This is a genomic window from Devosia rhizoryzae, assembly GCF_016698665.1.
Lineage (GTDB): Bacteria > Pseudomonadota > Alphaproteobacteria > Rhizobiales > Devosiaceae > Devosia > Devosia rhizoryzae.
Window position 1 is genome coordinate 2,405,578 of sequence record NZ_CP068046.1, and the last position, 16,900, is coordinate 2,422,477.

Genomic DNA, 16,900 nt, shown 5'->3' on the forward strand with positions numbered 1-16,900 from the left:
CTAAATTGATCATCTTCGAACGGGAGGATTCTAGTGATCATTCGCAAACGTACATTTTTGGCAGTTGCTGCTGCCACACTGATCGCGTCTACAAGCATGACGCTCGCCACCCTCGCGCAGGAAGGGTCGGTTGTGGTTTATACCGCCCACAAGTCGTCGATCGTCGACACGCTGCTGCCCATTTTCGAGCAGGAAACTGGGCTCAAGGCGGAAGTGGTGAAGTTGGGTTCAGGTGACATCGCCAAGCGCGTGCAGGCCGAGGTTGGCGCACCGGCGGCAGACGTCATCTGGTCAATTTCCGGAAGCCAGCTTACCGAGCTTGAAGACCTGCTCGAGCCCTACACTCCGCCGGAGGCCGACCAGATCGACCCACAATTCGTCAAGGACGATTCCTGGACCCCCTACACAGCCGTCGTTTACGTTCTGGCCGTCAACACCGACCTGCAGCCGCTCGACACCGCGCCAAAGACCTGGGCCGAACTGGCTGATCCGAAGTGGGCGGGCCAGATTGCCAGTGCTCGTGCTGATGGTTCGGGCTCGGCCATGCAGCAGTTGCAGACCGTGCTCACCGTTTTTGGTGACGAGGGTTGGGATGAATATGCCAAAATCGCCAAGAACTTCGTGTTCGCCGACTCCTCTGGCGCCGTGCCGCGCTTTGTGGCGGATGGCGAAACCGCGATGGGCCTGACGCTTGAAGACAATGCTCTTGAATATGTCCAGGGCGGCGCACCCATCTCGATAGTGCATCTTGCTGACGGCACCGCGGCAACGCCGGACGGGGTGGCGCTGGTCAAGGGAAGCCCCAATCCGGATGGCGGCAAGGCCTTTATCGATTGGGCTTTGTCCAAGTCCACCCAGGAAAAGCTCGCCATGGATATCGGCCGTCGCTCGGTTCGTCTTGACGTCGCCGGCCCTGCCGGAACACCGGACCTTGCCGACCTGACGCTGGTCAACGTCAAGCCACTAAGCGATTTTGGTGGTGCTGAGGAAGTGCTTGCCAAGTGGCGGACTGCGATTGGCGAATAAGCCACTCGATCAATAATAAGAAGACCGAAGTAGGACCACATGCGGCAGCTTGAAGCCTTTTCGCTTGGCAAGAAGTTCGGCCATCCGGAGACCAACGAAGACAGCCTCGTGGTCATGCCAAACCTTGGTTACGCCGTTATCGACGGCGTAACCGACCGCAATGGCACGCGCTATGACGGCATGTTGTCGGGGCAATTTGCCTCGCGCACCGCTCAGCGCGCCATTGAGACCTTTCTCCTCGCCCAGGGTCGGGAGGGTCTTGATGAACAGCAATTCCAGGGCGGCGAGCACTTCATTGAGTATCTGGGCAAGGCGATCCACGCTGGCTACGTCGCCAATGGTGCGCTGGACGCAGTTGAAAAGGACTGGAAGCTGCGAGGTGGCTGCACGGTCATGGCCGCCCTGATCATCGGCGACCGTCTGGAAGTGGTCGCCGTGGGCGATAGCGGCATCCGCATAAACGGCCATGACACACTGCAGGTGCTCAAGCCTCTGGACGACGTTACGGCGATCCTGCGCCGGGAGACCTGGCGCTTCTTTGAAGTGCAGGGGAAGCCTACCGACGAATGCGATCGCCTTGCCGCGTCCATGACCTGGCAGGGTACGCGCAACCAACCCGCAAACAGCATCACGGCTGAGGATGCGGTCGTATCGGCCATTGAGGATCGGGCCATGGCTGCATGCCGGCAGCACTTGCCGCAGGTGCCGGACGCTGAACTGCTGCTGCTGGTTCAGCACGGCATTGCTCACGGTCAGGGCAAGTTCCAGAACGTTACCGATCCAGTGCTAGGCTATGGCGGCATCGACGGCTTCGATGTCCCTGCCCGCTATGTTGAAATTCGCAGCTATGCACTAGAGGATATCGAGACAATCGAGCTATTCTCCGACGGCTATTTTAAGCCGGGAGACGGCTTCGGCGTTGCCTCGTGGGAAGCCGCGTTCCGGGAGGTGGAGGCCGAAGACTTCCACAAGATCGGACGTTATATGAGCACTAAGGGTACGACCCCCACGCAATTGACCGACGACCGCACTTACCTTGGCGTCCGTTTGAAATGAGCGGCGAAATCGCGCCGCGCCTGGGCACTGGCGCGGAACCGGCCGCTCTCGATACCAGGCGCGCGGCCGATCGCCGCCAGGCCATTTTGCATGCGGTGCGCACCAATGGCGCCGCGTCGGTCGCCGAACTTGCGGCGCGCTTCGACGTCACCTACCAGACGATCAGGCGCGATCTTCGCACGCTCGAAGACCAAGGCCTCTTGCAAAAGGGGTTTGGCGGCGCCTTCGCCTCGCCCGGCGTGGCCCATCACAGCCATGACGAGCGTCACGGAATCCAGATGACGGTCAAGCGTCAGCTGGTGCTGGCGCTAGAAGAGTTCCTTGTCCCCGGCGCGACCATATTCGTCGGTTTGGGGACCACGTTCGACAGCCTCCACGAAGTGCTGGCTCGCCATCCCGGCGTGCTGATTGCAACGCCCAATCTGGAAGTGGCCCATTCCTGCGCGCTAAAGACCGACGCCACAGTCTATGTTTATGGCGGTTATGTCCGCAACAAGGACTCCTCGGTTCTGACCCTTGCCGATGAAAGTCGACAGCGTTTCAAATTTGACCTTGCCGTCATCGGCGCCAGCGCCATCGATCGCGATGGGACGGTTCAGGAGTTCGACCCGATGGAAGTCGACCTCGTCCGGTCCATCCTGCCCCAGGCGCGTCAGGTCATCCTTGTCGCTCATGACGAAAAGTTCGAAAAACGCGCTCCCCATGTGGTTATGCAGATGGCCGAGGTGGACGTGCTGATCACTAATGGCGACCCCATCAGCCGCTTTGAAACGGCATCTGCCCTGGCCTCGACGCGGGTGATCGCAGTCCCTTAGAGCGCTGGCAGCCGTTCGATCGTGGGGGTCATGTCGGAAGCCCACCGCACACGGCCGCTTTCCATGTCGATCCTGTACTTCCGCATGCTGTGTGCGAGCGCGCGCCGCGGCATCCTCGAAGCCATTGCGAGCGCAGTCTCCGCCCCCAAGCCCGTCCATCTCATTGCATTGCGCACGGCTTCATCAAGGCGCAGGGTCGATCCTGCTAACACGGTCCTTCTCGGCTGCACCATCGCGCCCGTGGCTGTGCGCTCCACCGCCATACCCGCGAACGTGTAGACGCCAGGGGCCGCGGCCGCACCGAGGACGGCGTCGGTGACGAGGATACACTTGTCCGCGCCCTTGAGCCGGATCATGGCAGTTAAGGCATCGGGCGACATGTGATGACCATCGGCGATGAGACACGCGGCGAGACGCGGCTCCGACAGTTGCGCGAGAAGGGTGTTCTCGAGCTTGGGCAATGTGTGGGGCAGGCCGTTGCCGAGATGGGTCGAAATAGTCAGTCCCGCATCCGCGGCAGCGCGGACCTGAGCAAAACCCGCCGCCGAATGGGCCATGGCCAGAGTTTTGCCCTGGCGCCGCATGGCGGCGATGAAGTCCATCGCCCCATCGCGTTCCGGCGCCAGCGTCACGAGGAGGATCGGACGCGTGAGACCTTCCTCGATGCGAGCGACAAGCGCAGCATCAGGATCTGCCATCGCGGCTTGCGGGTGGCACCCGGAATAGCCATCGCCTGCATTGAGAAACGGCCCTTCGAGATGATAACCGGGTACCATGACCGAACCCAGCCTGCTCGAACGCACGGCACGGTCGAGCGCTGCGAAGCGCGCGGCGAGCTCATTTGGGAACGCGGTGATGATGGTAGGAAGGCATTGTGTTACGCCTGACGCGAGCATGGCTTCGAGTGCCAGGTCGAACTGTGCCGGCGTCATGGAAGGATTATTAAAATCCACTCCGGCATAGCCGTTCACCTGCAGATCGAAGAGGCCGTCACTGATCATTCGAGCATGCTCGCCGAGGAACGGTCGAGATGCAGCGTCGCGTCAGGGTGCTGCTGCAGGATCGATGCAGGATAGAGTGGCGATATCGGCTGCTGCACCGCCTGGCGAACGGCGAGAGCCTTGCGCTTATCGGGCACGCTGAGCACGATCTTTCGGGACTTCATGATCTGCCTGATGCTCATCGAAATGGCGCGGGCGGGAACGGCTTCGATACTGTCGAACCACCCTTCCCCAAACTGCTGCTGCCGGCATGCCGCGTCGAGGTTGACCACGATATAGGGCTCCTCGACCGCAAAGTCTGCCGGCGGATCGTTGAAGGCGAGATGGCAGTTCTCGCCAATACCGGCAAAACACACGTCGACCGTCTCGCCCGCCAGCCGGGCGTTAAGCCGCGCCACCTCCCCTCTGAGGTCGTCTGCATCGCCTCCCACCTCCACGAACTCTTGCAAGGTCCCTACGCGCTCGACAAGCCGGTTTCGCAAATAACCTCGGAAGCTCGCCTCATGCGTTGCCGACAGGCCGACATATTCATCGAGATGGAAAGCCGTGACGCGGCTCCAGTCAACGTCATGGGCGACAAGCGCGTCGAGCATGGTGAACTGGCTGGCGCCTGTTGCAACGATGATGGTGGCTCGGCCAGACGTTTTGATGGCTTCGTTGATCTCGGCAGCCCCCTCTTGAGCTGCGCGCCGGCCAAGCTCCTCGCTACTGTCGTGTATTTTTAATCTCATCCCACCTCCTCGCGATTTGCCTTTACCTGTGTAGTCGAAGCTTGGCACCTAAGCGACCGGCGCCTTATTTTCTCGTAAGAGTACGTAATGAGGTGTTTTCTGCCAGCCTGCGGTAGTCATTCTGAAGCACAAACTTACAAAAATCGCTTCTAAAGTTACGCTCCATTCAAAGCGGTCGGAGCTACGCCTACCTCAGCGCCTAGACTACTTGTATGTTGGAGCGGCGATAGCCTACAGACCCCATCACCTTCTACGATGCACATGCCGTGGCTTACGCAGCCGATGGCAGCGTCAACTCGCGACTATTGCCCTTTCTGTCCAAGGTACCTCGCGGAGGCTCTATCTTGGAGTTGGGCACAGGAAGTGGAAAAGACGCGAAGGTCATGATTGAGGAAGGTTTTGTGGTGGATGCCACAGACGGCTCAACCGAGCTTGCAGCCATCGCATCGAATTATATTGGCCAGACTGTTCGAACTATGCGCTTCGAGGAATTGGCAGTTGAGGAAGCTTATGACGGCATCTATGCCTCTGCATCACTGCTTCACGTTCCCAGAACAGACCTCCAATCAGTGTTACGGAAGATACATGCGGCCTTGCGACCAAACGGCGTGGTTTGGGCAAGCTTCAAGATGGGATCAGAAGAAGGTGTCGACAGCCTAGGACGGTACTATAATTATCTTCATTCGGAGGAGTTGATGGCACTCTGGGAAGCTGCTGGACTCTGGGCGAATAAAAAATTGGAACAGTGGCTTGGCTCGGGGTTTGATGATCAGCCTACAAACTGGGCAGCAATAACTGCGATCCGCTAACGGCCGAAACTCATCCGCTACTGTACGCGTCGAAGCGCAAGCAGAAGGTATTTTGGTCGCGAGCGGTTTGACAGCGACGCGCCCCATTTTGGTCGTTCAGCGCCAGCGAGAAGAATACAAAAAGCGGACCAATTGATGCAGGGCATTATCCGGCGTTGGGCACTAGGTAACGGTGACCGTGTAGAGTCACCTCGTGAGCGAGCTTGGACCAACACTCGATGATCTTCACGCCGAGATAGGCAGGACCCTCGTCGTATGGGGCTGGCTTGAAGGTGAAATGATCGCAGCCGGAATAAATTGGCGCCGCGCCTCATCCGATGCCGGAGCAGCCCCTCTGAAAACGTTCTTGCACGAGTTGGTCGAGCCCCGAGGTGTACGCAACGCGATCGCGCACGGACTCGCATCTGCTTATGGTGACCCGTGGACCCCACACGTCGAGCCCTATGTGGTCTGTAGGACCCTCGATGCCGGGCTAAGAAAAATAACCTTAGGTGACCTGCGTCGAACACAACTTCAGCTTCAGAGCCTTCGGAATATGTTGCGAGGATTCGCGACATCGGTGCCTCTGCCCACCGCAGCTCAAAGATCCTAGTCGACTGCTGAGCGCCCCTTCCGGTTATCTAAGCGACCGTTTTCATTTCCCAGTAGCGAACAAGCGCGGTAAAACATCCTGCCCCGGTTTGGTTCGGTTTCGACGGTTGGTTCGGGACCCCGACGTCAAGGTTTTCCTCATGCGTCCTCAACTAATTGCGCTGCCGCTATGGTTCGCTATCACCATCGCTAGCGTCGCACAGCAGTACCCAACCATTGTTGGGGAGTGGTACGACATACAGCATGGGAAGGCTGACTGCGGTACCCCTTGGTCCTTACACATCATGCCTAAGGCGATGAGCGGCTCTGAAACCTACTGTGAGTTCAGAGACGTCCGTCGAGACGAATGGATGGTGACTTGGAACGGCGTTTGCGGCTCTGCGAACGATGAATGGCCCGTTCGGGTTGTCGCGACCGAAAACCCGAACAACGGTGAACTCGCTGTCTCCTACAGCACCGGAGTGACAACCACACACAGGAGCTGTGAGCAAAGATGATGTCCGAGCTCTGAAAAATGGTTCGGCGGGTGCATGCACAGGCCCAATACTTCCATTGTTCTTTGAATCTGACGGCTGCGAAGCCGTCACGACCCGCTCCTGTTGAGGTGGATTAGCGCGCAGATAGCCTGGCGGTAAAGCGCCCCATTGCGGTCGTTAGACGAACGTTTGCGTCCGCCCAAAAGCGGACGGCCCGCAGCCAGCGTCAGGGCGAACGGCGGCACGGTCAGCTGGATTCCACGACCAAATTTTCTCGTGCGCTGGGGTTTGCGATAACCCTAGGCACCCCATACGATATGTTGCCGTTGGCCGTCACTGAGCGGAATACCCAAAGGAAGCCGAGCATAAGCAATACCGGCAACACGATCAGCTTGACGAGGTACGCGACGCCGATCTTGACCGAGGCTTCTAGAATGTCGGCTGCCGCCGCAACGCCGTTGCCGATGACGGTTGCGCCGGCCATTACCTGCCTGCGCGCCACTTCCGCGAAACCGACGGTGGACTGAAGCGTGCGCTGAATGGCATCTTGGGACGAGCTGGCGACACCGCCCACCGCATCTCCCACACTGTCGAGCGCCTGTGTGAAGATATTGCCTTCCTCGACCGAGGATGCCGCGACAGGAGCTTCCAGAACCTCTTCCTCGGTTGGAAGGTCAACCTCCGACAGGTCGACGCCTGCCAAATCGTTCGCTTCGGCAGCCGCCGCCTGCTCGTCGAACACGCCAGTGGCCTCTTCCCATGCTTCGGCGGTGACACGGTCGCCGATAAAAAATGCGATTGCGTAGGATCCCGGGATGCCCAGCGCCGCGAGGATGCCGAGAGTTACTAGGCCGCGCGCTGCGCGATCGATGGATCCTGCAAGAGGGTGGCCGATCTTGGACATCACGGCTCGGACACCGGCGCCGACAAGAAGAACGCCACCGCCAAGGGTTGCGACGACCGGCAGAACTATGGCCAGAACACCGGAGGTCACGATCAGGGCGAACAGCAGGTTCGAAAAGCGCTCTATCGTGGAAATGACGGGCTGCAGGACCTGGCCGGGGCTCGTTTCGACCGATGCGGCGATGACCGATGCCGTGATGTTAGTGTCCTTCGCGAGGTTCATTACGGCGGTTAACGTGCGCAAACCGCCATATACGCCGGCACCGGCTACAGCAATGTCCCGATTGTAGTTCGTAGCGATCTGGGTGAACGGATTATAGAAGGTCAGGATAAAACCAATAAGGGCCAGTGCGGCATAGCGGGCGGTAGAGGTATTGAGGAAGGTCATGCTGCCGTATCCATGTCGCGGGCAGCGCCGAGCGCGACCACCCCTGTGTAACTCTGCATCTCGCCTTGTGGTGACAGACCAATGTAGGCGCGCTTGTTACGCTTCCCGACCGCCATGAAGACGATCGAGTTTGCGGTCCGCTCCATCAGGCGCAGGGCGTTGCCTTCGCCGTCGATGTGGGTGATCTCGCTTTCGCCGGTCTCTCGAATGCCGAGCCCGTCGAGAAAGACTTCATTGGTCACGGCGATTCTATTGCGACGTTGGGCTGACGGACGCTGCCCCAGCCCGACGATGGCACCGACCACCGCAGCGACAAGGCCCGAACCGACGATCGTTATGATAGCCAGGGCGAAGGGCTCTTCGCCAAGCATGAGACCGCCGAAGACCGAGACGCCTACCCCGATGGCGATACCTGCCGGTACCATCAGAATGTCGCCGATGGCTTTCCATCCTTCTCCGGGCGCGTGGCCGCGCATCAGGTTCCTGATACCGAGGAAAGGCAAACTGACCGATGCGGCGATGGCGATGAGCAGTATCAGAAATCCGGAAGCCTTCTTGGTGCCTCTCCAGATGTCGCGTCCTGCCGCAGCGCCGAAGCCTGCAACTGCAGAGCCGCCCACTCCAAGCGCGATGGCCCCCAACAATGACTTCTTCATTATTTGATTCCCCAAATATCAGAGAAAAGATAGCGTCAAGATATTCACCCGGCAAAGTGCGCTAAGTCGAACTTCCCGACATTAACGTCGCGTTGTTTCGAGAAATGCGACCTGGTTGTTCCGTTCGGATAACATACTTTGAGGCTTGTCATCTGAACGGAGCAGGTCACGCGGTCTCGTCGCCGTCGTCAACGCGCCCCATTTCAGACATGGCGAAGCGTTTTTGACTTCCCGAAAGCGGACATGCTGATGAGTGAGTCTACGGCGACAGCAGTGTGGGGAGAAGAGTGGCAGCTTTTGAGTTAGCAGGTTGGAGGAGCAGACGGCGCCTTCCCGAGGCACTCATGCGAGTGTCTCGGAGTCAACGGCCGCCAAAACTGCTCGCGCCAGACCCACCGCTAGCCGAATTCAGCTACTCGCTGCCGGTCCACAAAATAGTTTCCCAAAAAGAAGACCCCCTCCGTCCTCTATGAGGAGAGTTGGTACGAAGTGGCATCAGTTCCACTTTGGCGGCAATAAGCAGCCACGCCAATAAACTACAAAGACGCTAAGCAAAAGCGCGGCCGGGCATTTGGGTTGATAGGCCAGCGTCGACCAGGAGTTGTACGCCGTTTATGGCCCGCGCCAGATCGCAGGCCAGAAAGGCTACGGCGCCAGCTACGTCGTTGGGCTTGATGATCATGCCACCGGGGTTGCGCGTGGAGAATGCCGCAATGGCGGCTTCGCGATTGCCGTGCTTTTTCATTTCGTCCGCAAGCGCCGACTCCGTCAAGACATATCCCGGATGCACCGCGTTGACACGAACCGGAATGCCTGCTGATACGCAACTGGCCGCAGCCTGCATGGTGAGGCCGCATATGGCTGCTTTGCTACTGCCATAGGCGACGCCGCTGCGTGCGCCGAAATAGCCCACGATCGAGCCAATGTTGACGATGGCCCCGCCCGCCTCGCGCATAGCACGCACTCCGGCTCTCGTCCCGAGGAAGGCGCCGTCGACGTTGACGGCATGGAGCCTTTGCCACTCCGCCAGTTCCATCGTGTCGATGCTCGCGCTTCCGGCGGCAAAAAGGCCTGCGCAATTGACCATCACGTCGAGCCGGCCATGGCGCGCCAGAATGTCGGCCACAACGTCGTCCCATCGCCCTTCATCCGTGACGTCGAGGGCTAGGCCATGGCACTGTTTTGCAAGATCGGGATATTCCCCTAGCCGCGTTGCGACCCGGCCTTCATCGAGGTCGGCCGCCTCCACCAAGGCTCCGAATCGCGCCAGAGTGGCGACAATGGCGCTGCCGATTTCGCCTCCGGCGCCGGTCACAAAACAAACGCGGTTCTGAAGGTTCATTTGAGACGTCCCGATTGCATTCAGAACAGACGGCGCAAGGCTTCGGGTGCAGCTGGCTCGCTAGCATAGGCAAGCAAGTCCCGTGCGACGCTGTCATCGACAAGCGCCTCGACCTTTGCTGCAAATACCGCATGAGCCTCGCTATCGCTCATCCCGTCGAAAGGCCCATCATAGCTTTTCTCGCCCAGTAGCCCCTCAGCCCCCCAGGCAAACACCCGCGCCGGGAAAATCCCCAGGTCCAAATGGCGCGCTTCGAGGGCAGCATCGCCCTCAACCGTGACGCGATCCATGAAAGACAGGACCGAGGCATCTTCAACGGCGCTGCCTTCAAAATCGGCGAGGACCGACCTTTCCCGCACACAGGCGCTTGCTACGGCAAAGGGCAGGCTGAAGCGAGCCGCCAGGTGATTGCCGATGGCCCGGGTGGAAAGCGACTGCGAGCTCGAGGTCTTGACCTTGACCTCAAGGCGCTCGATCCGTTCGGCCCCAATCTCTTTACCCAGCTCCATGGCCGAGCGAATGGCCGCTTGGCAGCCGAAATTGGCCGGAAATAGCTTGACCGAATAGGCAGAAAGCTCACGGCTTTCGGGGGCGATCTCGAGATAGGTGCGATCAGCAGAGCCCGAGGCGAAGCTTGCGAGCCACCCCTTGTCGCCGGTGATCGGCGCGGACGGACCCTTGGCGCCGCCTTCTGCCAGTAGTGCTGCATGGAGGGTGTGGCGCGCGGAAAAGCCGACGGACAGGTCCTTGTCAACACTGTAGCTGCCCTCGGAGGGCGACATGGCCGTCAGCAAACCGGCAGGAATGGTGCAGGCCGCAATGCCTGTGGCGGCCAATGCGATATCGACATCACGGCTGATCAGCACCGCGCAAGCGAGGGCCGCGGCCGGCGTTGCCGTCAGTGATGTGGTGCGGAAGCCGCGACCGTCTGTGCGGTGGGCCCGCCCCAAAGCTTCGCCAAGGCCGATATTGGCGGCAAAGCCGACTCGAAGCGCCTGCAGGACCTCTTCTGAGGTGGCGCCGCGTTGTTGGGCCAGCGCGAAGACGGCCGGGACGATAACAACGGCGGCGTGGCCATTGTTGCGGCCATTAAGCAGCACTTCCTGAAAATCCAGCGCCTCGGCAGCCGAACCGTTGAGAAAGGCGGCATCAAGCGGCGATGCGGTCAAGGCGGAGCCCCAGACCGCGCTATCATGCGACCCCATCGCGAGGCCAGTCTCGTCAAAGGCCGTGCCGCCGAGGCGATGCCTGCGTGCATAGGTGGCAATGGCGATCGTGTCGGCAACCAGCCGTCCGATAACCTCGACGTCCGCCCTGGAAATGGCAGATGATGCCAGGGCAACATGCCGACTGACCCACTCACGATCTGAAATCGCCATTGAACTCATACCTCGTATTTTGTTCGCTTCCTCGATTGGAGCCTTTGGCTAGTCCGCAGCCTGGTTTCCCACCATGTGGCAGGCGACGCGTGCGCCGTTGGCCTGTGTAAGCAGCGGCGGCATGGTGACCCGGCAGACCGGCTGCACAAGAGGGCACCGCGTGCTGAATGGGCATCCAGGTGGCGGATCGATTGGAGAGGGCAGGTCTGCCCCGATTTGTGGGCCCTGGTGATGTCGCTCTATCAAGGGATTTTTGGAGAGGACGGAGCCGATCAGGGCCTTCGTATAGGGATGCTTGGGGTTGGCGAACAACACCTCGCGCGACGCATATTCGACCACCCGGCCGAGATAGAGCACCATTACCTCATTGGCGATGTAGCGTACCACAGCCAGATCATGGCTGATGAAGAGAATGGCGATCCCCAAAGTCTTCTGCAGGTCCTCAAGCAGAACTAAAACCTGCGCGCGGATGGAGACATCGAGAGCCGAAACCGCTTCGTCGCAGATCAACAGCCCCGGCTCGAGCACAATGGCCCGGGCGATGCCGATGCGCTGGGCTTGGCCACCGGAAAACTCGTGCGGATAGCGCTCGGCCATTTCGGGGCGCAGCCCGACGCGTTCCATGGTCTTGAGTACCTGAGCCTTACGGTCTGCCGCTGAAAGCTGGGGGCGATGGGTCAGCAGCGGTTCGGCAATGATGTCGGCCACCCGCATGCGCGGGTTGAGCGACGCCAGAGGGTCCTGGAAAACCATCTGCATCTGCGGGCGAACCTTCCGGAACCCCGCCTCCGACAACTGCGAGACCACCTGGCCGTTCCACTGCACAGTGCCCGAGGTCGGGTCCTGCAGCCTAAGGATGCCCCGCGCCAGGGTGGACTTGCCGCAACCGGACTCGCCTACGACACCAAGCGTCCTGCCACGGTCGAGCGTAAAGCTGACGTCTCGGACCGCTTTCAGCTCGGCTGGCGCCCTGAAAGGTCCGCGTGCAATTGGATAGCTAATGGAGAGGTCGGTAACCTCGAGCGAAGCGTCGGGACTCATGCCTGAGCTCCTGCGAGCAGGGTGCTGTCGTCAAGCACAGGATGGTGACATGCCGCCCATTGACCGTTGGGCAAAGCGCGCAAGACGGGAACCACCGTCCTGCACATGCCGTCCGCACTGCTGCAGCGTGGCTCGAACATGCAGCCCTGGCGGGCCTGGCGCCCATCGGGTGGATAGCCGGGAATGGGGCTGATGGCACGCGTGGGAGCGGCCAGATCAGGCATGCTGCTCAACAGGCCCACCGTATAGGGATGGCTCGGATGCATAAGCACCTCATCCACCTTACCCTGCTCGACGATGGTGCCGGCATAGACAACCATGACGCGATGAGCGAGCCTGGCGACCACGCCCATGTCGTGGGTGATCAGAACGACGGCGAGATTCTCGTCGCGGCGCAGTTCATCCAAAATGTCGAGCACCTGGATTTGCACTGTAACGTCCAGCGCCGTGGTGGGCTCGTCGGCGATCAGCAGTTTCGGGCGGTTGGACAAGGCCATGGCGATCATGACGCGTTGCCGCATGCCACCGGACAGCTCGTGCGGATACATGTCGAGCCGTCGCCTTGCTTCGGGAATGCGTACACGCTCCAGCAACTGCAGCGCCCCACTGCGCGCCGCCGCCATGTCCAGGCCGCGATGCAGCTCCAGCAATTCACACAACTGCGCCGCGACGGTCCGAAACGGATTGAGTGCCGTCATCGGGTCCTGGAAGATATAGGAGATCTGTTGGCCGCGAATGCGGTTGAGCTGGCGCTCATCGAGGGAAAGCAGGTTCTGTCCGTTGAACAAAGCTTCCCCGGTCGCGTCGCCATTGGCTGCCAACAGGCCGCCCAGCGCCATGAATGTCTGGCTCTTGCCCGAGCCCGACTCCCCGACAACGCCCAGAACTTCACCAGCAGAGATGGAAAAGCTGACATTATCGACGGCCAGAATGGGTGCAGATTGAGTCTGGAAGCGTATCGACAGGTTGCGGACGTCCAGCAATGGCTCACTCACGGGTATTTCCTCCGTGTCCGTCTTGCGCGGACTTCCATCCGATGAGAAGGCTAGCTTTGCAGGCCGTCGAATGTCAATCGCTCATGGTTAGATTTTGCTAAAATAGCGAATTCCAAAGAAAATAGCTTGCGACATAAGAATGATTTATGGTTGTTTTGTCTAACAAATGGCGTTTCGGTAGCAAATCGAACGCCGCTGGAGGCTCCTGGTGTCGCTGTCCTTTTTCCTGGGAAAGCTGCTGCGTTTTATCCTGACCGTCTGGGCGGCGGCCACGCTGGTTTTCATTCTGCTGCGCATGACGGGTGATCCCGTGGCGGCGATGGTGCCGTCCGACGCGCCGCAGATCGTCATTGACCAGTACCGCGAACGCTTCGGCCTAGGCCAGCCTCTGCCCATACAATATATGGCATACCTGCGGGGGGTGCTGAGCGGCGATTTCGGCATTTCCTTCCGGACGGGCGGCAGTGCGTGGGAACTTGTTGCCCCGCGAATCGTCCCTACCCTGATCCTTACCGGCCTTTCGCTGCTTATGGCCCTGATCATTGGTATACCCGCCGGTATGGTCGCAGCCATGCGGCGCGGCGAGTTCGTCGACCGCTTCGTCATGGGCTTTTCGGTCTTCGGCTTCGCCATGCCCAACTTCTTCCTCGGCATCCTGCTGATCCTGCTCTTTACGCTCACCCTACGCGTGTTGCCGGCGGGCGGTTTTGAAAGTGCGCTCAGCCTGATCATGCCCGCGGTGACGCTCGGCCTGGCCACGGCAGGGTCGTACGCCCGCATGACACGCTCGGCGGTGCTTGAAGTTCTGTCGGCGCCCTTTATTCGCACCGCCAAGGCCAATGGCGTGCCACCCTTGCGGCGCATGACGCATCATGTCGCGCGCTCCATTCTCGTGCCGCTAGTCACACTGGCTGGCTTCAGTGTCGGATCGATGATCGCCGGGGCGGTGGTGATCGAGACGGTGTTCGCCTGGCCCGGCATCGGGCGGCTGCTGGTGACTTCGGTGACCGACCGCGATCTGGCGGTGGTGCAGCTGATCGTTATTCTGGCGGCTTCGACCATGGCGCTGTCGAATATGATCGTCGATCTGCTCTATGGCTGGCTTGATCCCCGGATCGGCACCAAGCGTCGTTCGGGAGCAATGTGATGCGTCGATGGAACCTGGGTGTCGTCGTGCCGGCTGTGATGCTTGGCCTGGTCGTGGCGTTTGCGGCCTTCGGCAATTTTCTCACGCCGTATCACTATGATGCCTCCAGCCTGCTGGACCGCAACATGCCGCCCATCTTTGCCGGTGGTGAGTGGGACCATCCCCTGGGCACGGACGGGCTGGGCCGGGACCTGCTGGCGCGTCTCGTCTTTGGCGCCCGCATCAGTATCGGCCTCGCTTTGGTCGGCACGATCATCAGCGCGGTTATGGGCACGATGCTCGGCCTGCTGTCAGCACGCAGCGGCAAGGTGGTTGGCGGGTTTATCCTGGCGGTGATCGATCTTCAGGCAGCCGTGCCGTTCATCATCATCGCGCTTGCCATCGTGGCCATCTTCGGCAATTCGCTCGCGCTCTTCGTCGTCGTTCTGGGCATCTATGGCTGGGAAAGCTATGCCCGCCTGGTGCGCGGCGGAGCGCTGTCGGCCCATACGCTGACCTTTGTGGAAGCCGCGCGGACCGTTGGTGTGTCGCCGCTCAATATCGACAGGCGCCACATTTTGCCCGCCGTCTTCAACATCGTCATCGTGCAGGCAACGCTCAATTTTCCGCAGACCATCCTGCTCGAAACCGGCCTCAGCTTTCTCGGCCTGGGCATTCAGCCGCCCTATACCAGCCTTGGCCAGCTGCTGGGCGAAGGCCGCAACAGCCTGGCTCGCGCCTGGTGGCTGGCCGTCGTGCCGGGATCATTGATCTTTTTCACCACGTTGGCGGTGAGCCTGCTCGGTGACGCATTGCGCGACCGGCTGGATCCGACCCTGCGCCGAACCTAGCCGATCAACACGATTTCGCATGCAAGCAGATTGCAATTTAGGAGGAGGAAAGTACTGAAATGCGTAAGTTAATCTCCACATTGGCGATCGCCGCCATGACGATGCTGGCCACCAGCGTCGTCGCGCAGGAGGCCGAGCGCCCCGACCTGACAGTCGCGGTCAATGGTCTCTATCGCAGCCTCGAGCCGATCGATGGCAATTCCACCAATTCGTTGCGCATCATGAGCAGCATCTATGATGCGATCATCACGCGGAACTGGGCGGAAGACCCCGAGGGCGCCACCCTTGCTCCGTCGGTAGTGACCGAATGGAAGCAGGTCGATGACCTGACCTGGCAGTTCACCATCCGCGACGGCGTCAAGTTCCACAATGGCGAGACGATGACGGCCGAAGACGTGGCCTTCACGCTTTCCGAAGAACGCATCTGGGGCGAAGGTGCACTGGTCCCGGCCGGTACGCGCTACACGACTTCGTTCGCCTCGGTCGAGGCGATCGACGACAAGACCGTCGAGGTCAAGACCACGGTCGCCGACCCAGACCTGCCCTACCGTTTCGTGACGCCGCTCGGCTATGTCGTGCCCAAGGATTATTACCTGAGCGTCGGCCCGGAAGTATTCGGCCAGAAGCCAATCGGCACCGGCCCGTACAAGGTGGTCGAGTTCGATCAGGCCAGCCACGTCAAGCTTGAGGCGTTCGATGACTACTGGGGTGGCAAGCCGCCGCTGAAGTCCATCGAATTCCGCATCGTGCCGGAGTTTTCCGCCCGCATCGCCGGCATGGTTGCCGGGCAGTTCGACATCATGGTCAACACCCCATTTGACGAGATCGAAACCGTCGAGGGTTATGAAGGCCTGAACTATGTCAGCCGCCCTGCCGATGGCTACATCATGCTGGCCTACAATACGCTCGACCTGCCCGAATTCGGGCCGAACCCGGTCGCCAACGTCAACCTGCGCTATGCCATGACCGCCGCGATCGACCGCGACGCACTGGTCGAGGCGCTGTGGGGCGATTCCAGCTACAGCCCGGCGCCATTCAACTTCCCGGATACGCCGGAATTCTACGACCCTGAAGCCCGCCCGCTGATCGAGTATGATCTCGACGCGGCGCGCGACTACCTCTCCAAGGCCAACTACAACGGCGAAGAAGTCGTCATCAACGTCGTGCGCGGCGCCTATCCGAACTTTGACCTGGCGGTCGAGTTCATGGCCGAGCAGTGGCGGAACCTCGGCATCAACGTCAAGCTCAACATCGTTGACAGCTGGCCACTGGCCCTCAAGCACCCGTTCGGTCTGTTGAACATGTCTATGTCGGTCGTGTTTGACGGCACCCCAACCCGCGCCATCTGGGGCTTCTGGGGCCCGGATTCTGCCCGCGCCACCCGCGCCGATGACCGCAGCTGGACGCCGCCTGCCGACTTCGTGGCGCTCGGCGAAAAGTATCTGGCCGAAAGTGATCGCGCCGAAAAGGTCAAGATCTTCCGCCAGATGGTTGCCATCTGGGAGCGCGAACAGCCTGCCCTGATGCTGTGGCGGAACGTGGTGAACTGGGTTATTTCCGACAAGTACACCTGGACCACCATCAACAACGACGCCATGCTCTTCGGACCTGGCTTCATCTCGGTCAACTGACCGCACATTGGCGCGGCGGCGATAATCGCCGCGCCAATCGCCCGGCGCCAAATGGCGCCCCCACTTCCAGCTTCAGCATCGGT

At 60.3% G+C, this 16,900-nt stretch carries 15 protein-coding genes; 7 read left to right on the forward strand and 8 right to left on the reverse strand.

Annotated features, from left to right (window positions below):
* Positions 1 to 33: 33 nt before the first annotated feature.
* The 3 genes from JI748_RS11805 to JI748_RS11815 are packed head-to-tail and all read left to right on the forward strand — an operon-like array spanning position 34 to position 2,897.
* Complete coding sequence (locus JI748_RS11805; RefSeq protein ID WP_201630857.1) at positions 34 to 1,026, forward strand: extracellular solute-binding protein; 993 nt, start codon at positions 34 to 36, stop codon at positions 1,024 to 1,026.
* A gap of 39 nt (positions 1,027 to 1,065) precedes the next feature.
* Positions 1,066 to 2,082, forward strand: coding sequence for a hypothetical protein (locus JI748_RS11810; RefSeq protein WP_201630859.1), 1,017 nt, complete (start codon positions 1,066 to 1,068; stop codon positions 2,080 to 2,082).
* The gene (locus JI748_RS11815) at positions 2,079 to 2,897 is read left to right on the forward strand and encodes a DeoR/GlpR family DNA-binding transcription regulator (RefSeq protein ID WP_201630861.1); all 819 of its coding nucleotides are present in this window, start codon (positions 2,079 to 2,081) and stop codon (positions 2,895 to 2,897) included. Before JI748_RS11810 ends, JI748_RS11815 begins: the two co-directional genes overlap by 4 nt.
* Here JI748_RS11815 and JI748_RS11820 read toward each other — a convergent pair.
* Positions 2,894 to 3,898, reverse strand: coding sequence for an N-acetylglucosamine-6-phosphate deacetylase (locus JI748_RS11820; RefSeq protein WP_201630863.1), 1,005 nt, complete (start codon positions 3,896 to 3,898; stop codon positions 2,894 to 2,896). The two genes, JI748_RS11815 and JI748_RS11820, sit on opposite strands and share 4 nt — an antisense overlap.
* On the reverse strand, positions 3,895 to 4,629 hold the full coding sequence (locus JI748_RS11825; protein ID WP_201630865.1) for a glucosamine-6-phosphate deaminase: 735 nt from the start codon (positions 4,627 to 4,629) through the stop codon (positions 3,895 to 3,897). Before JI748_RS11825 ends, JI748_RS11820 begins: the two co-directional genes overlap by 4 nt.
* Positions 4,630 to 4,871: 242 nt before the next feature.
* On the opposite strand from JI748_RS11825, the gene JI748_RS11830 reads away from it, so the two are divergent.
* The gene (locus JI748_RS11830) at positions 4,872 to 5,438 is read left to right on the forward strand and encodes a class I SAM-dependent methyltransferase (RefSeq protein WP_233280680.1); all 567 of its coding nucleotides are present in this window, start codon (positions 4,872 to 4,874) and stop codon (positions 5,436 to 5,438) included.
* A 1,314-nt stretch (positions 5,439 to 6,752) separates the two neighbouring features.
* On the opposite strand, the gene JI748_RS11835 is transcribed toward JI748_RS11830, so the two are convergent.
* The 6 genes from JI748_RS11835 to JI748_RS11860 all read right to left on the reverse strand — a co-directional run bounded on the left by JI748_RS11835 (position 6,753) and on the right by JI748_RS11860 (position 13,209).
* Complete coding sequence (locus JI748_RS11835; RefSeq protein ID WP_201630868.1) at positions 6,753 to 7,796, reverse strand: hypothetical protein; 1,044 nt, start codon at positions 7,794 to 7,796, stop codon at positions 6,753 to 6,755.
* Positions 7,793 to 8,452 (reverse strand): hypothetical protein, encoded by a 660-nt coding sequence (locus JI748_RS11840; protein WP_201630870.1) that lies wholly within the window; start codon positions 8,450 to 8,452, stop codon positions 7,793 to 7,795. Before JI748_RS11840 ends, JI748_RS11835 begins: the two co-directional genes overlap by 4 nt.
* Before the next feature lie 547 nt (positions 8,453 to 8,999).
* Positions 9,000 to 9,794, reverse strand: a complete 795-nt coding sequence (locus JI748_RS11845; protein WP_201630872.1) for an SDR family NAD(P)-dependent oxidoreductase — start codon at positions 9,792 to 9,794, stop codon at positions 9,000 to 9,002.
* Between the two features lie 20 nt (positions 9,795 to 9,814).
* Positions 9,815 to 11,173, reverse strand: a complete 1,359-nt coding sequence (locus JI748_RS11850) for an MmgE/PrpD family protein (protein ID WP_201630874.1) — start codon at positions 11,171 to 11,173, stop codon at positions 9,815 to 9,817.
* A 48-nt stretch (positions 11,174 to 11,221) separates the two neighbouring features.
* Positions 11,222 to 12,214, reverse strand: a complete 993-nt coding sequence (locus tag JI748_RS11855) for an ABC transporter ATP-binding protein (protein WP_201630883.1) — start codon at positions 12,212 to 12,214, stop codon at positions 11,222 to 11,224.
* Positions 12,211 to 13,209: an ABC transporter ATP-binding protein gene (locus JI748_RS11860; RefSeq protein WP_201630885.1), complete on the reverse strand. Its 999-nt coding sequence runs from the start codon at positions 13,207 to 13,209 to the stop codon at positions 12,211 to 12,213. Before JI748_RS11860 ends, JI748_RS11855 begins: the two co-directional genes overlap by 4 nt.
* A 208-nt stretch (positions 13,210 to 13,417) precedes the next feature.
* On the opposite strand from JI748_RS11860, the gene JI748_RS11865 reads away from it, so the two are divergent.
* From JI748_RS11865 to JI748_RS11875, 3 genes are read left to right on the forward strand one after another with little or no spacing between them, the layout of a single operon-like run.
* The gene (locus JI748_RS11865; protein WP_233280508.1) at positions 13,418 to 14,356 is read left to right on the forward strand and encodes an ABC transporter permease; all 939 of its coding nucleotides are present in this window, start codon (positions 13,418 to 13,420) and stop codon (positions 14,354 to 14,356) included.
* A complete protein-coding gene (locus JI748_RS11870) occupies positions 14,356 to 15,186 on the forward strand; it encodes an ABC transporter permease (protein ID WP_201630887.1) in 831 nt (276 codons plus the stop codon). Before JI748_RS11865 ends, JI748_RS11870 begins: the two co-directional genes overlap by 1 nt.
* A 59-nt stretch (positions 15,187 to 15,245) precedes the next feature.
* Entirely contained in the window at positions 15,246 to 16,817 is a 1,572-nt protein-coding gene (locus JI748_RS11875) for an ABC transporter substrate-binding protein (protein WP_201630889.1), read from the forward strand.
* Positions 16,818 to 16,900: the final 83 nt, after the last annotated feature.

What these genes read in the sequence shown, in the direction of transcription:
- JI748_RS11870 (WP_201630887.1), top strand. Translation starts at nt 14,356, where the DNA reads ATGCGTCGATGGAACCTGGGTGTCGTCGTGCCGGCTGTGATGCTTGGC.
- JI748_RS11875 (WP_201630889.1), top strand. Translation starts at nt 15,246, where the DNA reads ATGCGTAAGTTAATCTCCACATTGGCGATCGCCGCCATGACGATGCTG.
- JI748_RS11825 (WP_201630865.1), bottom strand. Translation starts at nt 4,629, where the DNA reads ATGAGATTAAAAATACACGACAGTAGCGAGGAGCTTGGCCGGCGCGCA.
- JI748_RS11855 (WP_201630883.1), bottom strand. Translation starts at nt 12,214, where the DNA reads ATGAGTCCCGACGCTTCGCTCGAGGTTACCGACCTCTCCATTAGCTAT.
- JI748_RS11815 (WP_201630861.1), top strand. Translation starts at nt 2,079, where the DNA reads ATGAGCGGCGAAATCGCGCCGCGCCTGGGCACTGGCGCGGAACCGGCC.
- JI748_RS11820 (WP_201630863.1), bottom strand. Translation starts at nt 3,898, where the DNA reads ATGATCAGTGACGGCCTCTTCGATCTGCAGGTGAACGGCTATGCCGGA.
- JI748_RS11835 (WP_201630868.1), bottom strand. Translation starts at nt 7,796, where the DNA reads ATGACCTTCCTCAATACCTCTACCGCCCGCTATGCCGCACTGGCCCTT.
- JI748_RS11845 (WP_201630872.1), bottom strand. Translation starts at nt 9,794, where the DNA reads ATGAACCTTCAGAACCGCGTTTGTTTTGTGACCGGCGCCGGAGGCGAA.
- JI748_RS11840 (WP_201630870.1), bottom strand. Translation starts at nt 8,452, where the DNA reads ATGAAGAAGTCATTGTTGGGGGCCATCGCGCTTGGAGTGGGCGGCTCT.
- JI748_RS11850 (WP_201630874.1), bottom strand. Translation starts at nt 11,173, where the DNA reads ATGGCGATTTCAGATCGTGAGTGGGTCAGTCGGCATGTTGCCCTGGCA.
- JI748_RS11810 (WP_201630859.1), top strand. Translation starts at nt 1,066, where the DNA reads ATGCGGCAGCTTGAAGCCTTTTCGCTTGGCAAGAAGTTCGGCCATCCG.